The following is a 22,228-nucleotide window of genomic DNA, read 5'->3' as shown; positions in this document are numbered from 1 at the left end:
CTCTACTGAACTTCTTAATAGCCCGGGTTTTGCTTCAGGTTTGTGTTTTTGTCCAGCTCGCTTTGCGGAATTGGGAACAGGGTTCTCTGTTGCGTCTGTGGACGGTGGTTGAACCATTTTTTTGTTTGGTGTACACCAAAGCGGATCATGTCCTGGCGACGGTGTGCTTCAGCAGCAAACTCCCAACCTAACTCATCGAAGAAACGCCCGAATTTCACATCGTCTCCTCCCTGTACTTCAGTGATGGTACCATTCACAGCCTGAATTCCGTAGTTGTATTTACTTCCTTTAGCCAGATCTGCACCGGTTACAGTTGCTTTTGCAGGATTTGCTTTGAATGCTCTTTTACGCACGTCTGTAACGATAATTGCTGCTTCGTCCGCTTTCCCGGTTCTGAGCAATGCTTCTGCCTTGATCATCAATACGTCGGCATAACGAAGCAATGGGAAGTCGTTATCCAGGGAGTTGGTGGCGTTAGGTTTAATCTTGTATTTACCGATACGGTAGCCATCAGTGGAGGCAGTTCCCTCTATACTTGGCACCGCTTTGCCGTAAGTTATTACGACAGCTCCACTGGCAGCACTTCTTTGCGGACCCATGATCCAGGTATCAGCGAGGCGAGAATCTTCTGTATCGTAAGTATCGATGAATTGTGGTACGGCGCAATTTCCTCCCCATGGGCCAGCATTCATCGGATACACAGACTGGCTTAACGGATCCAGCGTTTTCATGTGGATCTGGTTACCGGTTCCGTAAATCTCATCGTAAGGAACAGCGAATATGATCTCCTTAGAGTTGAAATTTGTCCATGTAAATACATCTGAATAGTTAGGATCCAAAATGTACTTGCCACTGTTGATCACTTCATTGGCCTGCTCTATTGCTTTAGCCCATTCGGCTGTGCCCGTATATACTTCCGCATTCAGGTAAATCTTGGCCAGAAGTGCCTTGGCTGCCCACTTGTTCATTTGCCCGTAAGTGGTAGATGCATTCTCGCTGAGATTGGGCATCACCTCTGTAAGTTCCTTGATAATGAAATCGTACACTTCCTTGCGCGTACTCTGCTTTGGCAGGTTGATATCCTTAAAATCCGTTACAATAGGAACGTTCCCGTGGTTATCCAGCAGGAGGTAATAAGCCAGCGCCCGCACTGCTCTTAATTCTGCAATAGTAGCGTCTTTACCGGTTGTGATGGGAATCTCACCATCTGCAATCTGCGATAGTACACGATTGGCGGTGGTGATGCTTCTGAATGAACTTGCCCAAGTGTTTGCTGGCTGATCCTGCAGGGAAGTCCATGTATGGTAATGCATACGTTTGTAGGTACCCGCATCGTCCCATCCGTTAGGTCGGGAAGGAGTTACAATGGCATCGGCTGATTCTTCCTGTAAATCAAAATAGCCCTGCCATCCCAACATCAGCGACCGTAGCGAAGAATACACGGGGGCCACAATGGCGGGTAAGTCTCTTTCTGTAGGCTGATAGCTGCTGGCAAGTACCTCAGAATAAACCTGCTCGTTCAGGTCTGTACAGGAATATAGCGTTGCTGCTCCGAACATGGAAGCCAGCATAATGATTTTCGTGTTGTTACTTTTCATCTTTTCAAAAAGTTTTTGTTGATCAGAATGTTACGTTAAGTCCGGCTGTGAAAGTACGTGTGGTAGGGTACTTGTCGCGGTGGTCATTACCCGGATCGAAACCGGTGATACGAACACCTTCAGGATCGATACCTGTGTAACCTGTGATCGTTGCAAGGTTAAGTCCCGACACGAAAATGCGTGCATTCTTGATTCCTTTGATTGTGTTGGCAGGCAAAGAATATCCGAACGTAACATTGTCGATTTTCCAGTAGTCGCCTCTCTCAATATAGTGTGATACATACACCAGGTCATTGTTCAACATTTTACCATCAATCGGGTCGTAGGCAGTTTTGAGCATGTTGTATGCCTTGTTCTTGGTGTTGTTGTAGTACATGCTCTGGTAGTTCAATACATTGAAACCAAAAGCACCACGCATGTTAACAGAAAGATCAAGGTTCTTATAGCGAATTGAGTTGTTCCATCCGGCTGTGTGCTTCGGTATACCATTTCCATAGTACTGGCGATCCTCAGGTTTCGCATTGGCAATAGGTATCACTTCACCATTTTTGTTTTCAACAAGCCATCCACCGTTGTCGTCAATTCCTACACTCTTCCACACAAAGAATCTGCCGATAGGCTCACCCACTTTTACTCTGTGCGTAATGATTTGAATCGGTTCACCTGTATGACCTGCATCGAAGAAATCATTGGCAGCCTGGAACTGGTCGTTAGAAAGACTTACCAGCTTGTTTCTGTTGGTAGAGTAGGTAAAGCCTGTGTTCCACTGGAAATCATTCTTTTGAACCGGAACCATGTTAAGTAATACTTCAACACCATTGTTTTTCATCTGCCCGGCGTTGATGAGCATATTGGAAGTCAGGTAGGGAGGAACCGGTACAGGGAAGTTGTAAAGTAGATCCTTTACGTTACGGCTGTAGTAATCAATAGATCCATTGATGCGGTTTTTGAAGAAACCGAAGTCAATACCCGCGTTGATTTCTTCTTTTTTCTCCCATTTCAAATTAGGGTTGAAGTTACGTGCCGGGTTGAAGCCAGGCACCCACTTACCTCCGATGAAAGCACCCTGGGCCCGGTCAAAGTTGTAACTGATCTGAGACAGATATGGAGCACCGGCAATAGTACCTGTTACACCTATACCTGCACGCAGTTTAATCTCAGACACGTTCGGGAAGCCTTCCATGAACTTCTCTTTGCTCACTCTCCATCCGATAGAAGCAGCAGGGAATGTACCCCATTGATGGTTCTCCCCGAAGCGCGAGGAGCCTTCCTGGCGTACACTTGCCATGAACAAGTATTTTTCATCAATGCTGTAAGTCAAACGGCCAAAGAAACCAGCAAGTTGCCATTTGGTTTTATTGCTTCTCATAGATGCTTGTCCTCTTTGTAATGCGCCACCGGCTTCGAGCTTGTTCCAGTCGTATGCGTCGGTCGGGAAATCCCAGTTGCTTGCGTCGAACCATTCAGTGGTAGCATCTTGCCAGCTATAACCACCTAGTACCGTGAAGCGATGTTTTCCAAATGTTTTTGCATAATTTCCTGTAAACTCCAGTAAGTTTTCGTTATTAGCCCTAGTGCCTCTGAATGCAGTCGCATTCTGATTACTTAGTCTTGTATTGGTATGATTAAATGTGGTAGAACTACCTTCCAGATTGTCGTTACGTACATTAGATACAAGCAATTTGAAATTCAGGTCGTCGATCGGAGCATAATCTAAACTTCCGCTCATCCGCATCTCTTTGAAAGTCGCATCGTAATTGGACTCCATGATTCTCGATACAGGGTTTTCGTAGAAGTATCCATCTCTTTCCTGCCATCCGCCGTTTTCATTTCTTACGTGGTCGGTAGGGTTACGGATGATAGCCTGACGGTAGATGTATCCGTAAGCAGCATCGTTATCCGCAGGACTCACAGCGCCATTAGTTCTTGTGATCTGGTTGATGATCTGGATATTCGTTTTCAACTTGTTGTTGAACATCGAGTGGTTCAGGTCCGCACGGCCAGTGAACCGGTTTTGCCCCGAGCGAAGGAAAATCCCTTCCCAGTTACGGTAATTGATAGAGCCTGTGAAGTTGGTCTGGTTGTTGCCCCCGAAGAAAGTAAGATTGTGGTTGTGGCTGACAGGCGTCTGCATGATTTCTTTCAACCAGTCTGTATTGCCACCGTAATCGGTGTAAGCAATTCCTTCGGATATTTTCTGACGGTAGTCATCACCAGTCAGTAGCTCCGGACGGCGTGCGATGGTCTGGAAGTTCACATAGTTATTGTACTCAACTGTTGTACGATTTGTAACAGAACGGTTCTTACGTGTAGTGATCAAAATTACACCACCTGTAGCACGTGTTCCGTAGATCGCAGCGGCTGAACCATCTTTCAAAACGTCAACAGATTCAATGTCTTCCGGAGCGACGGTGTTCAAACCACCCGGGATTCCGTCGATCAGAATAAGAGGGTTGCTGGTTCCGTTGATTGAGTTGATACCACGCAGGTTGATCTGATTTTCGGAAGTAGGAGATCCGCTTGGTGTGGTGATACGAAGACCAGCTACTTTGCCCTGAATCAGAGAGGATGCATCACGGACAGCTCCCTGAATAAAATCTTCTCTCTTAATACTGGCAATAGAGCTGGTTACGTCTCCCTTTTTCTGTGTTCCATAACCAACGACAACCACTTCTGTCAGTAACTTCTGATCTGACTCCATAGCGATCGTGAAAGTACTCTGGCTGCCAATAGCTACTTCCTGGGTTACGTAACCGATGTAACTTAATACCAGTGTTGCGTTTTCCGGTACAGTCAGTTTGAATTTTCCTTCGGTGTCAGTTGCGGTACCTATTGTACTATTTCCCTTCACTATAACCGAAACTCCCGGTAGGGGATTGTTGTCCTCAGTAGAAGTAACAATTCCTGTAATCTGGCGGTCAGCAGCGATGGCCGTTGCAGAAAGCAACAGGATAAGCCCCATGCTGTACAACAGGAAGGCTGGAATGCGCTGCGTAATTCTGGATAATTTTCTTTTCATTTTGATTAGGTTAGAGATGTTCACTTTTTTGAGATTGAATGCTTTCGGGAAAGCCTGGTAGTTTGTACTTTATTTATTCATGGGCATGTTGGTTTAAATTGGTAGGCGCTCTTTTTGTTAATTATCGTTATTGAACTTTCATAATTCCGTTCATGATCCGCCAGTGACCTGGTACTGTGCACAGATACGGATATTCTCCGGGTTGCTCAGGAGCAATGAATACCAGTGTTGCGTTTCCTTCCGGACTTACCAGTTCGGTAGCATGCATCACTTCCCTCATTTTAGGTATGTAGTTTAATTCAAGCGCATTAGGCTCACGGGCCAGTACATCGGCTGCATTACCAACTTTTTCTAAACTGCCCGGTAAGGCAATCAGTAAATTATGCTGCATGAAATCTGGATTGGTGAATCGTAATGTCACCTTCTGACCTGGTTTGACGGTAAAGCTCTTTTTGTCGAACTTCATTTCGTGCTCGATCACCTTCAGGTTAATCGTTACGGGCGTTCCTTTACCTTTGCCCAGTTCGGTTGGTTTGACAGCAGGGGAGGCGGAGCTTATCTTGTGTTCATGTTTGTTTTTGACCACCTGATTCAGATTCAGCGTACTTTTTACATCCAGCCATCCCATGAGGCGGGAGTTGGTGTATTCACCTACAGGACTTTCCCGACTGTCGCGACCCAGACGGATATCATCGGGCGCAAATGGTTTTGAAAATAGTGATGCTGCTTTGCCGGTTACTGGTTTTTCATCTTCAATTGCGAGTGTCATTACACCACCTTCAGAAAGTGTTGCTACAGCTGTAAAGCGGTCATTAGGCAGTTTTTGATTGGAAGTAACCTGATACGATTTTCCGTCCTGCTTAATAAGCCAGTGTAGTTTTCCATCCTGCATATAGAGGCTGTAACCGTTGTTTTTATCTCCCTGAGATACGACTACACCCGACAGGTCTTCCTGTGCTTTTGTAATGATGGCTTTGATATTGATTTCCTTTTCAGTAATCACCGGAGGGAAAATAGGAGGAGACCACAGATTCAGCATGTAGGTTTCCTGTACCAGTCCACGCTCAATGCGGGCAGTCAGCGTGGAATCTTTGAGCTTTTCAGCAGCTAGTTTAAAACCTGATTCATGCTTGATAACTCCTGAGAAAATAGCCTGGGCAATGTATTCGTCTGAGGCATTTTCAGAATTCTGACCAGCCAGGTAAAGCATTCTGCCAATTTCCTCTGAAGCCGGAAGATCTATCAGGAGCTGAATAGCAGCCAGTCTTACTTTCAGATCAGGGTCGTTCAATGCGTTCGTCCATTTCAGAGCGGAAAGGGCTTTGTCATTTCTTGGAAGCAGTTTCACTGCATTTTTACGTACACCGGCAGAAGCGTGGCGCATAGCGCGGACAACCGTGTGGTAAGCAGGTTCGTTGTTTCCATCCAAAGCGCCAAGTCCGTCGAGTGTCCACAATGCATGTACAGCAGCAGGATTCAATCCGATTTCATCAACAGACTGATCATTGACCAGTTTGATCAGTTCAGGAACAAGCGAAGTGTGTTTTTGTTCCACTATCAGGCGCTGAGCCGTCGTACGCCAGAACATATTATCATTTTTAAGTCCGGCTATCAGTGTAGCAGGATCGTTTTTGTCAAGTTTAACAGGAGTATATGGCTTGGCATTTTTATATACCACACGGTAGATACGCCCATGTTTATTATCACGAAGCGGGTTGATGTAAGCATTGCCTTTTCCATTTTCAAATCCGCGTGGGGTAGGGTTATGCTGAATGATGAAGCTGTACCAGTCAGCCACCCAAACGGCACCATCAGGACCCACTTCTGCATGTACGGGAGAGAACCATTCGTCTGAACTTGCCAGCAAATTGAAACCGTTTTTCTCTTTATAACCGGCTCCCTGTGGTTTCAGCAATGCCTGATATAGCAGACGACCTGTTGGCTCACATACAAAGGCGGTCGAGTTCCAATAGGATTTCGGGTAGTTGCGGGCTGTGTAGAGATTATGTCCTGCAGCAGCTGTGAACCCGCCATGGAAATCCACCTGGCGAAGGCTTGGCGTCAGGTAGTTCATGTCGTAATGCGAATCCAGCTTATACACCGTATTTCCCGATCCATCCGCGACAGAACGCTTTACATATTCCAATGGCAGGCCGAAGTGACCGCTGTAATTTCCATTGGCTGTAGAAATGAAAACTTCGAAATCTTCAGAGAACCCAAGTCCCCAGGTATTGTTAGAGGTACGTCCGATGTATTCCAGATTTTTACCATTGGTATCGAACCGGTAAATACCCTGACTGAAATTAGAAGGCTTGCCATTCACTTCTCCACGGAAACCTGCATAGCCCAATACGCCCCAAACCTTATTATCCAGACCGTATTTCAGGTTGGAAGGCCCTGCGTGGGTATCACTTTTGCCCCATCCGCTGATGATGTTTTCACGCACATCCGCTTTATCATCACCGTTTGTATCTTTAAGGAATATGAAATGAGGCGCCTGAGCAACGATGACGCCGCCATTCGCAAAAGTCAAACTTGTCGGGATATTCAAGCCATCTGCAAAAACGGTAAACTTATCCGCCTTGCCATCTCCGTCTGTATCCTCACATATCTTAATTCTGTCTTTTCCGGTTCCTTCTTCATTACGGATTTCGTTCGGATAATCTTCCGTTTCAATCACCCAAAGTCTGCCTCTTTCATCCCATGCCATGGCAATCGGCTTGACAACATCCGGCTCAGAAGCAAAAAGCTGAAGCTCGAAGTCAACAGGAACCTGAATTAGTTTTTGAGATTCGGCAGCAGAAAGCGGAAGCTGGAACTTAGGAGCCGGATCGCGTTTTTCGTAATTCGGTACATCTGCATCTTTCAATACTACGTTGGGGAATTTGAAGTTGGATAATGCCTTTTTAGCATCATCATTCACCGCCCAAAGAATACCATTTGCAACCAGATCATGAAAACCTTTCTGCTTCCAGGTACGCTCGTCGTGACCGTATGCGGTATAAAATACACGTCCTTTTCCCTGATTTCTAACCCATGTCCATGGCTCATGGTGCTCGCCTTCAACGCGTTCCTGAAGAATGGTAATATCAGGATTCACTTTGGTATGAACATACGTTTCGTCCCATGTTTCAAAGGGCTGCAGGCCTGCCATAACCGGGTGATCTGCTTTCAGGATCGGTGCAGTGAAAGTTCCGTATTTATGGGTGTGAAACTGTCCGCCCGTTGCTTTGATGTACCAGTCAGAATTCTGGAAACAGAAAGAAGCCGAATGTAAAGGAATCATAGCCTTGCCACCTTCTACAAATTCTTTTAAGGCTGTTTCCTGTGCCGGTGTGATCAGGTTATGATTGGCATAAATAACTACTCCGTCGTACTTATCCAGCGTTTCCTTGTTCAGGGAGTTCGGATCGGACGTATAGGTCATGTTGATGCCCTTCTGAAACAATGGCAGAGAAAGCATTGGGAAAAATTTCTCTGAGAAATGGTGACGGCTGTCGTGCCCCAGAAAGAGGAGTTCAATACGGCGGCCTTCCAGGCGGCCTTCCACCTTTTCACCCGCCTGTACCGATTGTTGTACGGTTTGCGTTTTCTGCGTACAGCTGTTGATCAGAAGTAAACTGGTTACCAGAAACAGTATTTTTTTCATGAGAATAAGCGTTTAGCTTGCGGCTGTTGGCTATGAATTGAATTGATTATGATTGTCAGATTCCTTTGTTGCGCTTCGGTGGAGTTACTTCCAAAAGCTTATTGACAAAGAAGTCGCGTTTCTTGCGGCGGCCATAAGTGCCTCCGTCGCTGTGACCCATGCCAGGAACTACCAGCAGTTCGAAATCTTTTTCTGATTTGATGAGCGCATCGGCAACACGGTAGGTCGACTCAGGCGGTACGTTGGTATCTGCTTCACCTACAATCAGAAGCAGATCTCCTTGTAGTTTGGCAGCATTGGTAATATTGGATTGTTCATCATAATGCTTTCCAACCGGATAGCCCATCCATTGCTCGTTCCACCATTGCTTATCTACACGGTTATCGTGACAGCCACATGCTGAAACAGCAGCATCATAAAATTCCGGGTGAAAGAGCAGCGCACCCAGGGAGTTTTGTCCTCCTGCAGAGGTACCGTAAACGCCTACTTTGGAAGCATCCACATGCGGGTACTTGGCGGCCAGGGCTTTCATCCAGGCAATACGATCGGGGAAACCACCGTCGGCCAGGTTTTGCCAGCATACATCATGAAAAGCCTTTGATCTGTTGTAAGTGCCCATGCCATCCATCTGCACCACAATGAAACCCAGCTCTGCCATACTTTGCATCTCGCCATAGTGGCGGAAAGCCTTAGGCACGAAAGAATCCTGTGGCCCGGCGTAAATGTTTTCAATGATCGGGTATTTCTTTTTCGGGTCATAGTTGCTTGGCCGGTATACAATACCCCAGATATCCGTTTTACCGTCGCGTCCTTTTGCCTTGAAAATTTCAGGAAGCTTAAAGCCAAGTGCCAGGTAGGGAGCTATATCTGCTTCTTCCAGCTTGGTTACCAGAGACCCATCAGCAGTGCGACGGAGCTCGGTAACAGGCGGGGAAGTCATCGTTGAGTAATTATCGATATATAAGGTTTTGTCGGGTGAGAACGAAAGCTGATGGGTCGCTTTGGCGTGGTTGGTTAGTTTTACCAGTCCCGTTCCGTCAAATTTGATTCTGTAATAATGGATATGGTAAGGATCTTCATCGGCATTCATTCCGCTGGCACGAAACCATATTTCACGCCTGGCAGTGTCGATACTGTCAATATCACGTACCACCCAGTCTCCTTTGGTAATCTGATTTTTCTCTTTGCCAGTAAGCTCGTCAACCAGATAGATATGACGCCATCCGTCTTTTTCAGAAACCCAGATAATTTCGTTTTTCTCAGGCTGATAATGCGTGTAAATCATGTTCTGATAAATGAATGTATTCGTTTTTTCATCTATCACATTACGCGTATCGCCGGTTGCAGCATCGACATCTATCACGCGGAAACGCTGATGGCCGCGGTCTACTTTTTCGTAGGTAAAATGTGTGTTGTCGTTGTGTCTCCAGCGAATGACCGGAGCGTTGAAAAAGTCAATCGCTTCAGATTTAACTTTTACTGTTTTACCAGTTTTGACATGGATAACATGCATTTCATAACTGGTAAACTCATCACCGGGTTGTGCGTAACCGCGCGTCTTTACCTCACCTCGCGTGGTGTTGTGAAGTGATGAAAGTATGATACTGATTTGTCGCTCCTCCTGAGGAGTGATACGGTAGCAGACCAAATAATTGCCATCCGGCGACCAGCTTAGCTCACCAAACGGCTTTAGCGGATTACCATCAAATGTCAACTGACTTGATTTTTTGCCGTCCGGAGCACTCAGATAAATATTGCCGTTCCTTACAAAAGCTTTTTGTTTTTTATCAGGCGAAAGACTGTCCGCTCTGAAACGCTGCCAGCGGCTTCTCTGGCGGGTCCAACCCAGTTCTTTTGGTTTGTCAACAGATGGTTTATCCACTTTGGAAGCCGTGTTCGTTTCTGTGTTATAGGCAAACCACTTTCCCTTTACCTGAATAAAAATGGTTTTTTGTGCGGCATCAAGTCTGATGTCCTGGAGCATCAGTTTTGGGGCTGAAAAAGTACTGTCAGCAACTTTGCCAAGTGCTTGTGCTACCTTTTCATTATCGAAAAGTTTTGTCTTTTTGCCCTGGGCTGCATCTATATATATGTATTCTGTAAGGCTGTCCTTTAGTACATTTTTATACCAGAATGACTGACCGTCTGCCTGCCAGCCAGGTAACACGCTTGCACGCAAAACACTCCCTCTCGAAAGTGAGTCGGACAGTCCCATTCTTTTGTAAGAAGCAAGTAGTTCTGTCTGGTTCGGTTTATATGATGGCAACGACTTTTGTGCTATGCTCTCAACACCGCTCAGCAAGCCGAAGAGTGAACCGAGTCCTGCAATTGAATTTCTTCTGATTTGAGTAAAAAATGTCATTGAGAATAAGAGAATTTTGGTTTTGTTCAGGCAATAGTTTTCCCGCCTTTCTTTTTGAGAAAGTTTTTTTCTTGTGAAAGTCAGGTTTGATTATGTTGCGTCGGGCGATTCGGCTTTCGTCAAAAGCTGCATTACGTCCGGAGTTTAGGTAAATAGTTGCATCAGGTACACAGATGCTCTGTTCTTATCGTCTTCTGCTACCTGTATGGTTCTATCTGGATACTTGCTGGTACTGTCATGGTTTGTTAAAGTGTAACGGATCACAAAAGATTAGGGCTGGTATATAGCATATAAATTCTTGCTATTATCTATTTGTAAAATTACCGTTATGTTACGCCATAAACTTCGTGGTATTTAGCGGCTTTTTTACCGATATTAACTTAAATTAGGTCAAGCTTTGGTGCAATGGTCAATTGGTGGCATTATATTCGGTAATTAAGCTAAAACGTAGAATAAAAGAAGTGTGGCACTTGCGGAATTGCACAGAGATAGATACAGGACGCAGGTTCTTGTCTCTGAATCAGGACGATATGAGAAGAAAATTAGAAAAAATAAAGAAAAACCAAGAGTCAGAAAGGAAAGACTAAAATCCGTTTTTCCACTTTTGAGCAATTGAAATTGCTGTATGCAGCATTTCCGGAGTCCACTGATCAATGTGCCATGCCGAACGATTTAAAGAAGAGGCCAAAAGCAGTTGCTGTGCGTGATTCAAATCTGACGCCGTTTCCAGAATATGGGATAGTTCCTGCTGCTGCTGGTACAGCAATACATCTTCCACAGGAGTAGTATTAATGTGCAGAGGCACTTTCGGAATAAAATCATTGTCCAGCGAGTCAGCATTGTTTGTGCGGTGTAACCTGACAATGGAATCCATTCTGTTAAAATCTGTCTGAAACTGTGCTCTGCTTTCATCGGTTGTGAGGCCAGTACCCAATTGTTCCAGCACAACAAATTTCAGATTAGGACACAATGGAATCGTGTCATTGAGCAGTGCGAATACTTCTTCGGGCACTGCATCGTCGTGCGTGTCACGCCGTATCTTCCGATCTGACGCAAGTCCCTGCTCCCAACTTCCTCCCGAGATATGGATCTCCCGAACCCTTTCCAGAGGGTAAGCTTTGAGCAGCTCTCTGGCTGATATGCTGAAGTTATGAAGCTGACAATACAAATTATGTAGGTCCAGAATCAGAAAACCATTTACCTTTTCTATCAGGCAATCCAGAAATTCTCCCTGCTTTTTGACTTCATTAAAAGAATAGGCGAAGGCCAGATTTTCCAAACCTACCGGGCACTGGCATATCTCCTGAATCCGCGCCAGCCTGTCGGCTCCCAATTCAACAATTTTGGATGTAAAAGGTATACTGATGGGCGCACCTTTGTGGAAGTCGGCACCGGTCATAAAACCGAAATGCTCTGAAATGTGGTCAAACCTGAATTCCTTGCAGAATACAGCCAGCTTGTTGAGCCATTGTTGCTGCTCTGGCAGCCATTTACCAGAAAAAATGGAGAAATAGATTCCATGACCTACAAGGCGGTTGTTGCGTGCATACTCAGAGACGAGATCCGCAAACCACGGAGGTATCTGATCATATTTGTATAAGGCATCAAATGACCATTCAATTGCCTCAATGTTTTCCTGTTCGAAAAGAGGAATGGACGCCAACAGAATATTGGCATCCAGATTACATGCCAGGGATGAGTAAATTTCGCGCATTTGCTGTGATCAACCCATGCCGCAGCCAGGGCATGAATCTACAATTTTGTTCTTAGTGACTTTTTCTCCTTCCGGGTTCACGTCACTTACACTGCATGCAGTAACAGTTGTGATCACTACTGCGGCAGCTACTGCCTGTAAAACGGTTTTAGGAATTTTCATAAGGCGGATAAGAATTTTATATTTTTTAGTGTTTACAGAGAGAAGAGCAGAATTGGCAGAAAATGGTTGTAACCGAATTATTCTTTTTTGCAATCTTTAGCTTTTTTTGGATTGAAGCTCATGTCCGGCGCGATCAAGGGATACGCAACAATTGATCAACAAATGAATATTGCCAAGCCGCATCTTATCCAGAATAGCAACCATTTCATGAAGATACACCTTCGCAAATCCCGGATCACCAGCTACGATTGATCGCGAGTTGTCAATCATGTCGGCATATTTAATGGTGTGAACGATAGCCTGCGTTTTGCCCAGTCGATCCGCTTCGCGTTTTTTTCTTTCACTTCTGTTCAAGTCTGTGTAGGCGTCCTTTGTAAATACATCCGTCATACCCACTACTCCCGCGGTAATGAATGCTGCCATTGTGGTTGGGTAACCTGCAGATATCAAAAAGTGATTCAGTGACTCGACAGAACAGGCTGTGTCTTCCAGAAGATCGTGGCAAAGTGCTATCTCAATTGCTCCTTCGGTTTTTTCATATTCACTCACCAATGTCGCAACCGCAACAAGATGGTGCCAATAGGGGAGTAGCTCATACTTTCGCTGCTGATCTCCATGCCACTGTTTGACAAACTCCAACAATTGATTCTGCTGTTTCGATAAATCCATTTGATCAGAATTTGGTTTTGAGATACAAGCTATTAAAAAAATATACCGATAAAATTTTCAAAACAGTTTGCTTTTCTAAAAACAATAAATTTTCTTTGTCTATCGATTTAGTAGATTTATAAAGAATGAAGGGAGAGGTTAGGCTCTGTGATCTTCTGGCAACCTATTATCTTTTTAAGGTGCCCCAACCTAATTCTATTGATAAATCTCGGTATCCCACAAAAGTAGTTGTAAGAGACGGTCAGAGGTGGTTGTCTTAATTTTTGGTATTTTAATTTTTTGATTGCACATGGAGATATACTGTGATAACGCAGCAACAACTGCGCTTGATCCCCTGGTAATAGAGGCTATATTGCCTTATTTGACAAATCATTACGGAAATCCTTCGTCTTCACATTGGGCAGGACGGGCAGCCCGAGAGGCCATCGCTGCTGCGAGGCAAAAAATAGCTGCCCTTATAGGCGCTTCGCCGGAAGAAATATTCTTCATGTCGGGAGCCACGGAAGCAAATAATCTGGCACTTACCGGTGCCATTCGTTCCAACGACATTAGTCATGTTATTACCAGTAAAATTGAACATAAAGCTGTGTTGCAGCATTTGGCGAGACATGAAAAGGCGGGTGATATTGAGGTCAGTTATGTAAAACTTGACGACTTCGGAAACGTGGACCTGAGGCATCTGGAAAATTTACTGGATAATAACCCGCAGTCACTGATTAGTCTGATGCATGGAAACAATGAGATTGGTAATATTACAGATATTGTGGCTGTGGGAGAACTGGCTGAAAAATACAATGCGGTATTTCATACTGATACCACACAGACCATGGGTAAGCTATTGATCAACGTGGCTGAATTCAATGTCGATTTTCTGGTAGGCTCGGCACATAAGTTTCATGGCCCTAAAGGCGTAGGTTTCATATATATCAACAAGCGAAATCAGATTAAACCACTCATTGTAGGAGGAGGACAGGAAAATGGACAGCGTGGGGGAACTGAGAATGTTGCAGGGATAGTTGGACTTGCCAGAGCACTTGAAGTAGCTTATAAAAGCAGAGCTGTAGTTCAGAATCACGTTGCTACATTAAAAAAACACTTTATTGAAAGCCTGGATGACCTGACTATCGGTGGCATCACGTTTAACGGCGAAAGTCGTTCGGCCACCAAAGGTCTCTCAAATATCGTAAGCGTAGCATTTCCTTCATTATTGTCGGGCAGCCTGGTGAGCCAGCTGGATCATTTAGGAATTGCGGTGTCCGGAGGGAGCGCCTGTTCCAATCTACGGAGCGGCGGATCGCACGTAATCAGTGCTATTTATAAAAACCCGGATAAAGAAATTGTACGTTTTTCGTTCAGTAAATTCAATACGCTCGAAGAGATAGATCATATTGTGAAGGCGATTATCAGAATTTACCAGTCGGATCAGGCAGACGATGTGTTATCGCTTCAGTCTCCGGTTCCTTTGGCATCATGAAAAATAGGGGTCAATTCGCTAAAATAGCAGATTGACCCCTTTTCTCTAATTCAGATGACTAAAGCGTTTTAGCCATAATTTCTTGAATTTATCAATGCAATTGTACTTCAACTTTGAATACTTAACGGGGTCAGTCTCCCCGATTTTTTTGCCAATTTCTTCCGGTTTAAAACCCCAATAAGCCCAGTCCATAATAATTTCACGGCAAGGTGAGCACATTCTGTCGAGGAGGCGGATAATCTGCCCCATTTCCTCCTGTGCCTCTATTTGTCCTGTAATATTCTGAGCTTCATCCCCGAGTTCGGGAACTTCGTCTGTATAGTCAATTTTACTCGAAGCATGTTGTCTGATAAAATCAACGGTTTTAAAATACAGAATTTTATAGAAGTAAGTGGAGAGACGGCTGTCTCCTCTGAATGTCTCATTTTCAATATGCTTTAGTACGAGCATTACTGTGTCGGTGTACAAGTCGCCCAATGTACTTTCATTGAGTCCGGTCTCTGAATGGATTTTGAAGATATAACCTCTGTATCCGTTGATCAGTTTACTGATGTTCTTTTCTCTTTCGACACCACCGTTTTTGAGTGCCAGAATCAGTGCTGTTTCATCATAATTACTCTGAAAATAATTCATAGTGCATTCCCATGTTTGGTTACGAATGGTTTCCTGTTTTTTTAGGATTATTCGGCCGGCGGAAAATCACTCAACGGAAAGGTAGGGCACAAGACTTCCATGTATATCAGGAAAGTCACCTGACACTATGGATTATACTTAAGCCTGACTATTACGTACAATGGATTTACAGATCATTGTCTCAACTACATCATCGTCCCGAATGCAAATAGCATCATCAGAATCCCGAAAAGAGGTTCTGACAAATCAAGATAGGAACGTTGAGTGATTGGTGTTGCCTGAATGGCTGGGATGGTGTTGTAAAATGGGAATGTTGATCTGGCTGGCCAGACATGGGAATGATCAGCTGGATGGGGTTAGTATTATTTGTTGGGGGTACATCTTTTCTCGCAGTCGAATTTTAGTTAATAGTGAATTTTTCATAAATGAGGATTTGGAATAATTTAAGAATTAACTGGGTTTATGTTGGCAAATATATCAACAATAATTAAAACTGATTCTAGAGTAGCAAAATAATTTCTATTCGAATACTGATGAATGGAAGCTTTAGGTAGAATATATTCATGTTAAATATAGATATATAGCTATACGTAAAATGAATAATGTTTGATTTTTATTGTTTGTAACTCTTTGATTATCAGTTTAATCTAAAATATGTTAAATTTTTTTAAGGAATAATACAGGAGAATTGTAATTCTCAAACGACTAATGCTGTAGCACCGGCAAAATGGGGTGCTTGTTAACTCTCCTCAACGAAAGAAAATATGAAGAAACTAACCTTGACGGTGGCAACGCTACTGAGCGGATTTCATGTGCTTGCCCAAAATAACTCTTCTGTAGTAACACAGCTAGGTGACTATAACAAGGGTACTGTTAACCAGAATGGTAAACATTCTTCATCTGTTCTCCAGACGAGCAATGCTACTCTATCTACACAGGAAAATGTAACAGATGTTACCCAGAAAAACATTAGCGCTTTCAATCTGAAAGAGAGCGATTCCAAAGTTGAGCAATTTGGACATTCTCACACCACCACGGTGATACAGGATGGAAAAAATACATTGGAAGCCTACATTGGATCAAGTGGAGCATTTAACCAGAATAACGAGACCTACTCAAAACAATATGGCTCAGAAAATGCTGGTTTGCAGCGCATTGAAGGGTCTGTTTCTACAGTATCCTTTTTATCGTTGAACCAGAGTGGTATTTCCAACACATCCGATCAAGTAGCACATCAGGCAGTCGACTCTAAAGGAATTGTTACGCAATCAGGTAATTTTAATGATGCTTCGCAACGCGTTGAAGGTTCTGATAACGAAGCCCGGATACAGCAGACATCCGACGGAAATAGTGCGTTTCAACAAATAATCGGATGGAACAGCGCTGATAATTTTAGCATGATTACCCAGAGCGGTAAAGATAACAATGCCAGGATTGTTACCGAAGGCGATAATAACAGATTTGATGCTACACAGCTAGGGGATCGCAATAGTGTGGTTGGCTTAGCCGGCACACCTTCTTCCAATGCAACCCAGCGCGGCGATGGTAACAATATTCTTCTGAACCAGATCGGTAACGATAACGCCTTTCATATACGTCAGGAAGGGAATGACAATACGATTACAGGCACCAGCGTCTCAGGCGCCTTGCAACTCGGCAATAACAATACAGGAGTTTTTGCACAGGACGGCTCGGATCTGAAAATCATTTCGGATCAGTTTGGTAACAACAATATGCAGATTGTTACACAAACGGGTAACGGGAGCGAATCAACAGTATTTCAGTCGGGCACCACCAACATGGCACGCGTAACCCAGGCCGATCATTAAAAGCGAATCTATCAATGTAGATTATTCCATATTTTTCACCTTTTTCAATCCTTTCTCACTTTACTAAAATTATGAAAAAACTTACACTATCGGTAGCCCTTCTACTATCAGGAACCTACCTTTTCGCACAAAGCAGTACATCCAACGTTACGCAAGCCAATGCTATTGGAGGAGCTATAAACAAAGCTACTGTGACACAGACTGGCTTAAATCACAACTCCAATGTGGATCAAGGTAATAATAATTCTTCGGCTACATTGGCGAATGAAAACAGAGCGACTGTTACTCAGTCTAACCCAAGCCCCTACACTATTGGAACCAATGATTCGCAAATCAAACAGCGTGGATATGGTCAGCAGGCAACCGTTAATTCTTTGGGAGATGAAAACGGGTCGGATATTGACCAGGCAGGTCGTGATCACAGAGCTACTGTGGGACAAATTGGTAAAAGAAATGATTCAGAGATTGACCAAACGGGACGCGACAACCGTTCAACGATTGATCAAAATGGATATGACAACATGTCGGAAGTGACCCAAAGCGATCGCGGTAACCGTGCGTTCGTAGAGCAGGATTACATCGACAATGAATCAAGAATTACACAATCTGGTGGAAATACGGGTTTATCCGGAAGCACAGCTAATGTGAAACAAGACGGAACCGAGAATATTTCTGATGTACGTCAGGTTGGAACTGGTTTTGGAGGAAATAGTGCAATAGTGGATCAGTTCGGTGCCTACAATACCTCTGATGTAGACCAAAATGGTACAGGAAATGGGGCTGACGTAGAACAGGATGGATTCAGAAACAAATCATGGGTTGATCAGGACGACAACCTGAATAGCGCGGAGGTAACTCAAACAGGTGATGATAACACTTCCAGAGTAAAACAAAGCGGCGCAATTATCTTCGGTAATGAAGCTGACGTGGTACAGACAGGTAATTTGAACAATTCGGATGTATTGCAAAGAGGCCGTCTTAATGATGCTGACGTCAATCAGGTAGGTAACAGCAATATCTCTGATGTAGACCAGGTGGACAATCTGAACCAAGCAGATGTTGATCAGTTGGGTGATGGTAATAACGCTAAAGTTAATCAGGATGGCCATACTCTTTCTGGTAATGATGCTGTAGTATGGCAACAAGGTAACACCAATACTGCTGTCGTAACTCAAACTGGCCGCAACGAAGGGTTTGTTACTCAAATTGGTAACTTAAATGGAGCAACTTTGACACAAACCGGAAATGACAACTGGGCAAAATTGCACCAGTATGGAAATAGCAACTCTTTCACTGTGACGCAAACCGGTGACGACAACAAGGTTACTGGTATTCCATCAGGACCTGTGGGCGATTTCTACGGTGCTGCTCAGACAGGAAATAACAACATCGGTGTCATTTCACAAAATGGTGATGATTTGTTAAGCCAATCATGGCAGAACGGAAATAGCAACCGTTTGGACGTTATCCAATCTGGCTTTGATCAAAACTCTATCGTATGGCAAACTGGCAATAGTAATGTTGCTAATCTAACACAATCGGGTAACGGTCACATGTCAAACATTACGCAAAATGGTGGTGCAAATAGTGGCATTGTTATCCAGGCAAACGGTCTGTAACAGCGCACTACAGGCAACCTGATTGCCAAATGGAATCCAGGGCGCTCTAAGTATACGCATACCAGAGCGCCCAATTTCAGGTTTCAAACCTTTATTGATCATGAAAACATTTAAAGTGTTGAATATCAAAAGTGTTTTTGGAATGGTTATTGCTTTTCTCTCACAGCAGGCATATGCTCAGCATAAAGTTGAAAAACCGATGACAGACCAGCAAAAATCTAAAGATACGGTTGAAATGACTGCAGATGGCTTGAAAGTAACCCAGACAGGCAGCGCAAACCATGTGGAGATCAATCAGTCAGCCGGAAGGACGTCTGTCGCAGGTAATACCAGGACAACGATTATTGACCAGAACGGGAATCGTATTGTGTATCATTCTGACAATGCTGATTCAACAAGTCATGTAAAGGTTCGTCAATCTGGATCGGGGAACAATGTTGTGATCCGTCAGAGCGGAGGAGGTAATAGTGTAAAAGTGAGCCAGTCTCCGGAAAAGAAGAAAGAAGAGTAACTATTGATTTTAACCTCTACAAAACGTTATGAAAAATTTTCTGATAGTTTTGATACCAACAGCCCTATGTTTCGGCACTTTACATGCACAGCAGATTCCCGGAGAAGCATCATTCGGATCCATTTCTCAATCACTCAGCGCCTTACCGGAGCCTGCTAAAATAACTGTGATTACAGGTTATGGCGGTACAGGCAGGCCGGGATCCAATGCTAACGCCGTACAGACAGGAAATCAGAACGTTTTGAATCTCAACCTCACAGGCAACGGTAATAATATCATGACCAGCCAGGTGGGTGATGGAAATGTTCTGAACATGGATTTCGTCGGAAAAAACAGTCAATATTTACTTAATCAGGAAGGTAATGGTAATCAACTTCAGATGAATAACATTACTTCCAACGGAGTGGATGTCAGAATTAATCAGAAGGACGGCCAGAACAATCTGACTTTTGAAGGCGGGATAACCCCACTGGAATCTATGAAAATAGAACAAAGTGGCGGTATGCGAATTATCATTGAGAGCAACGCGCTTATTGGCCGGCCATGAGAAGATTTTTTCTGTTAGTTCTCTTCGTATTTGCCGGTTTTCAAACATTTGCTCAGGCTGAAACTGAAGAGTCACTGCTTGAAAGCGCTGCGCTGTTTTCCATGGATCCGCTGGATGAATCTGCGTTCGACGAAAACGGTTCTACGATGTTTATTCTCGACAATACCAAAACCAAAATCGGCCGCGATTTATACGAAGAATTTTACAGACAGTGGGGCGGTATGCAGCTCGATTCAACAGGTAAGGCACAGTTCGCATCCAGTGTGAAGGCCAACGAAGAGCTTATCATTGAAATGGAAGAAATTCCCTCTCCTGGTTTAAGTAACATGGTAACGATCAAAGTAGGTGATTTGCTTGTATGGCAGCAGTTTGTGCAACCGCGCTTGGAAGCTATGGAGGCACAGGTGGCAGAGGCCGTACAGTATGTGTTGCAATATTTTATCGGTTATCAGGAAATTCAGAATCAGCTCGGTACCCGGGATCAGTCGGGGACGGGTATCTTTTAAGTAAGCCCTATCATCAAACGTTATGAAAAAATACTACATAAGCTTTATTATAGCTTTCCTCCTCCAGCATGCTGCTTTCGCTCAGTCATTTGTCTATCGTCCACAAAATCCTTCTTTTGGCGGAGACACATTCAATTACAACTGGTTGCTTTCTTCAGCACAGGTTCAGGATAAAACCAAGGATCCTCTGGCTGCCAAAACATCAGCAACGGGCAGAGAAACCGATGCCCTTACCGATTTCACAAGCAGCCTCAACAGGCAACTTCTCAGCACACTTTCCCGTCAGCTTTTTTCAAACCAGTTTGGCGAGGAGGGAATCAAGGAAGGAACCTATCAGTATGGTGACTTTGTCGTGGATGTTTCTCCGGGCTCGGAAGGTCTGGTTGTGAGAATCACCGATGGAAAAGGAGGGGAAACCTCTATCACAGTGCCGTACTATTAAAATTAACCTCTCTACTGAAACTGTAGTCTCCAACCGGAGAAACTTTTTAAACCCTCACTCTTCCTGTTCTACAAAATGAAGCCATTACTCATGAAGAGGCAATGTCTGTATGTCTTGTCCGGAATCTTTTTGGTGATTCTTAACGGATGTAGCTCGTACTTTCATCAGCCAACGAAAGAAAAAAGAGCCCGCCTTGGCGAGGACACAGGTCTTACGCCCACATTACGCACACTGCCACCTCCCTCCGAGAAACTGGTGGCAGCGGTATACAAGTTCCGCGACCAGACAGGACAATACAAGCCTTCTGAAAACGGAATCAACTATTCAACGGCAGTTACCCAGGGCGCAACCAATATCCTGTTGAAAGCCCTTGAAGAAAGCGGCTGGTTTGTAGCCATTGAGCGTGAGAACGTTAGCAATTTGCTCAATGAGCGAAAAATCATCCGTTCCAGTATGGCTCAATTTAAGCCTGAGAATGAGAACCTGCCACCCCTTTTATTTGCCGGAATCATCCTTGAAGGTGGGATCGTGTCTTACGATGCCAACGTGATTACAGGTGGAGCAGGACTTAAGTACTTCGGTGCCGGCGGTTCGGCCCAATACCGGCAGGATCGTGTGACGGTATATCTGCGCGCAGTTGCTACCAAAACTGGCAAAATCCTTAAAACCGTTTATACTTCTAAAACCATTCTTTCTCAGTCGGTGAATGCAAGTCTTTTCAGGTTCGTGAGATTTAAACGATTGATGGAAACTGAAACCGGATATACCACCAATGAACCATCGCAAATGGCCGTAACCGAGGCAATTGAAAAATCGGTTCAATCGATGATTATAGAAGGTGTGCGTGACGGACTCTGGAATGCCGACGCAAAGAGTGGCGACAAATTGACTACTGCATTAAAGGATTATGAGGTAGAGCAAAAGGAAGCAAAGGAAACTGACGTATATGGGGCGCGTAATAATGTAGAACGCTCCCGCATTTCCGTGATGCCCGAAGTTTCTTTGCTCAGATACGCCGGAGATTATGCCAATCCTGTGAATAAGTTTGGCTTTGGAGGAGCACTTAATGTGGGACTTACCAGAAACTGGAATCTGCAACTGCACGTCACCTCCGCGACCCTCGCCTCAAAGCAACACTTCACACGTGATGTTACGATCAGCGAAGTAAACTTACAGTACAGAACTTTGCCTTTGCAAAAAGTGAATCCGTTTCTGCAAATCGGTGCAGGTGTAACAGCAACGCGGAACAGCGCCTTCTTCGAATTTAAAGGCAAAAAGGACAGGATGATCAACGGCGGAGTTGGTATTGAATATGCACTTGGGCGTGGAGTAGGACTGAACATTTCAGGTCAGTATAACTACTTCGTAAAAGATGAGTTTGACTCGGTCATCAGTGGCTCTTTCAACGATTCTTTCTGGCGGGCTACGATGGGGCTGTCCATTTACCTTGGCGGCGGCTACTCGAAAAAATCAAAGTCCAAATCCTTGTGATAT

Annotated in this window: 16 protein-coding genes and 1 riboswitch; of the genes, 8 read left to right on the top strand and 8 right to left on the bottom strand. The window is 44.3% G+C overall.

The window, feature by feature from the left end; translation table 11 throughout:
• Positions 1 to 14: 14 nt before the first annotated feature.
• From DSL64_RS22785 to DSL64_RS22760, 7 genes are all read right to left on the bottom strand, one after another.
• Positions 15 to 1,598 (bottom strand): RagB/SusD family nutrient uptake outer membrane protein, encoded by a 1,584-nt coding sequence (locus tag DSL64_RS22785; RefSeq protein WP_115833254.1) that lies wholly within the window; start codon positions 1,596 to 1,598, stop codon positions 15 to 17.
• Positions 1,599 to 1,620: 22 nt separating this feature from the next.
• Positions 1,621 to 4,617, bottom strand: coding sequence for a SusC/RagA family TonB-linked outer membrane protein (locus DSL64_RS22780; RefSeq protein WP_115833253.1), 2,997 nt, complete (start codon positions 4,615 to 4,617; stop codon positions 1,621 to 1,623).
• Between the two features lie 127 nt (positions 4,618 to 4,744).
• A complete protein-coding gene (locus DSL64_RS22775) occupies positions 4,745 to 8,266 on the bottom strand; it encodes a PVC-type heme-binding CxxCH protein (protein WP_115833252.1) in 3,522 nt (1,173 codons plus the stop codon).
• Positions 8,267 to 8,321: 55 nt separating this feature from the next.
• Entirely contained in the window at positions 8,322 to 10,628 is a 2,307-nt protein-coding gene (locus tag DSL64_RS22770; RefSeq protein WP_115833251.1) for a S9 family peptidase, read from the bottom strand.
• 583 nt (positions 10,629 to 11,211) lie between these two features.
• Entirely contained in the window at positions 11,212 to 12,342 is a 1,131-nt protein-coding gene (locus DSL64_RS22765) for a multinuclear nonheme iron-dependent oxidase (RefSeq protein WP_115833250.1), read from the bottom strand.
• A 9-nt stretch (positions 12,343 to 12,351) separates the two neighbouring features.
• On the bottom strand, positions 12,352 to 12,504 hold the full coding sequence (locus tag DSL64_RS29030; RefSeq protein WP_158547973.1) for a chryseobasin-related MNIO class RiPP peptide: 153 nt from the start codon (positions 12,502 to 12,504) through the stop codon (positions 12,352 to 12,354).
• Between the two features lie 96 nt (positions 12,505 to 12,600).
• A complete protein-coding gene (locus DSL64_RS22760; RefSeq protein WP_115833249.1) occupies positions 12,601 to 13,173 on the bottom strand; it encodes an HD domain-containing protein in 573 nt (190 codons plus the stop codon).
• 113 nt (positions 13,174 to 13,286) lie between these two features.
• A riboswitch (SAM riboswitch) is annotated at positions 13,287 to 13,381 on the top strand.
• An 81-nt stretch (positions 13,382 to 13,462) separates the two neighbouring features.
• On the opposite strand from DSL64_RS22760, the gene DSL64_RS22755 reads away from it, so the two are divergent.
• Positions 13,463 to 14,647, top strand: coding sequence for a cysteine desulfurase family protein (locus DSL64_RS22755; RefSeq protein ID WP_115833248.1), 1,185 nt, complete (start codon positions 13,463 to 13,465; stop codon positions 14,645 to 14,647).
• A 45-nt stretch (positions 14,648 to 14,692) separates the two neighbouring features.
• Here the strand turns inward: DSL64_RS22755 and DSL64_RS22750 are convergent, their stop codons facing one another.
• Positions 14,693 to 15,280: an RNA polymerase sigma factor gene (locus DSL64_RS22750; RefSeq protein ID WP_115833247.1), complete on the bottom strand. Its 588-nt coding sequence runs from the start codon at positions 15,278 to 15,280 to the stop codon at positions 14,693 to 14,695.
• Positions 15,281 to 16,044: 764 nt separating this feature from the next.
• Here DSL64_RS22750 and DSL64_RS22745 point away from each other — a divergent pair.
• The 7 genes from DSL64_RS22745 to DSL64_RS22715 all read left to right on the top strand — a co-directional run bounded on the left by DSL64_RS22745 (position 16,045) and on the right by DSL64_RS22715 (position 22,225).
• On the top strand, positions 16,045 to 17,109 hold the full coding sequence (locus DSL64_RS22745) for a hypothetical protein (RefSeq protein ID WP_115833246.1): 1,065 nt from the start codon (positions 16,045 to 16,047) through the stop codon (positions 17,107 to 17,109).
• A 71-nt stretch (positions 17,110 to 17,180) separates the two neighbouring features.
• Positions 17,181 to 18,728 carry a hypothetical protein gene (locus DSL64_RS22740; RefSeq protein ID WP_115833245.1) on the top strand — a complete coding sequence of 516 codons (1,548 nt, stop codon included), beginning with the start codon at positions 17,181 to 17,183 and terminating at the stop codon, positions 18,726 to 18,728.
• 100 nt (positions 18,729 to 18,828) lie between these two features.
• Positions 18,829 to 19,239 carry a curlin repeat-containing protein gene (locus tag DSL64_RS22735; RefSeq protein ID WP_115833244.1) on the top strand — a complete coding sequence of 137 codons (411 nt, stop codon included), beginning with the start codon at positions 18,829 to 18,831 and terminating at the stop codon, positions 19,237 to 19,239.
• 28 nt (positions 19,240 to 19,267) lie between these two features.
• Positions 19,268 to 19,786, top strand: coding sequence for a hypothetical protein (locus DSL64_RS22730; RefSeq protein WP_115833243.1), 519 nt, complete (start codon positions 19,268 to 19,270; stop codon positions 19,784 to 19,786).
• Entirely contained in the window at positions 19,783 to 20,292 is a 510-nt protein-coding gene (locus DSL64_RS22725) for a CsgE family curli-type amyloid fiber assembly protein (protein ID WP_115833242.1), read from the top strand. The genes DSL64_RS22730 and DSL64_RS22725 overlap by 4 nt, the downstream gene beginning before the upstream one ends.
• A gap of 22 nt (positions 20,293 to 20,314) precedes the next feature.
• A complete protein-coding gene (locus DSL64_RS22720; protein ID WP_115833241.1) occupies positions 20,315 to 20,734 on the top strand; it encodes a curli production assembly/transport component CsgF in 420 nt (139 codons plus the stop codon).
• A gap of 75 nt (positions 20,735 to 20,809) precedes the next feature.
• Entirely contained in the window at positions 20,810 to 22,225 is a 1,416-nt protein-coding gene (locus DSL64_RS22715) for a CsgG/HfaB family protein (RefSeq protein WP_115833240.1), read from the top strand.
• The last annotated feature ends 3 nt before the right edge of the window (positions 22,226 to 22,228 follow it).

Source organism: Dyadobacter luteus, assembly GCF_003383615.1.
GTDB lineage: Bacteria > Bacteroidota > Bacteroidia > Cytophagales > Spirosomataceae > Dyadobacter > Dyadobacter luteus.
This window is presented reverse-complemented; position numbering and strand designations above follow the sequence as displayed.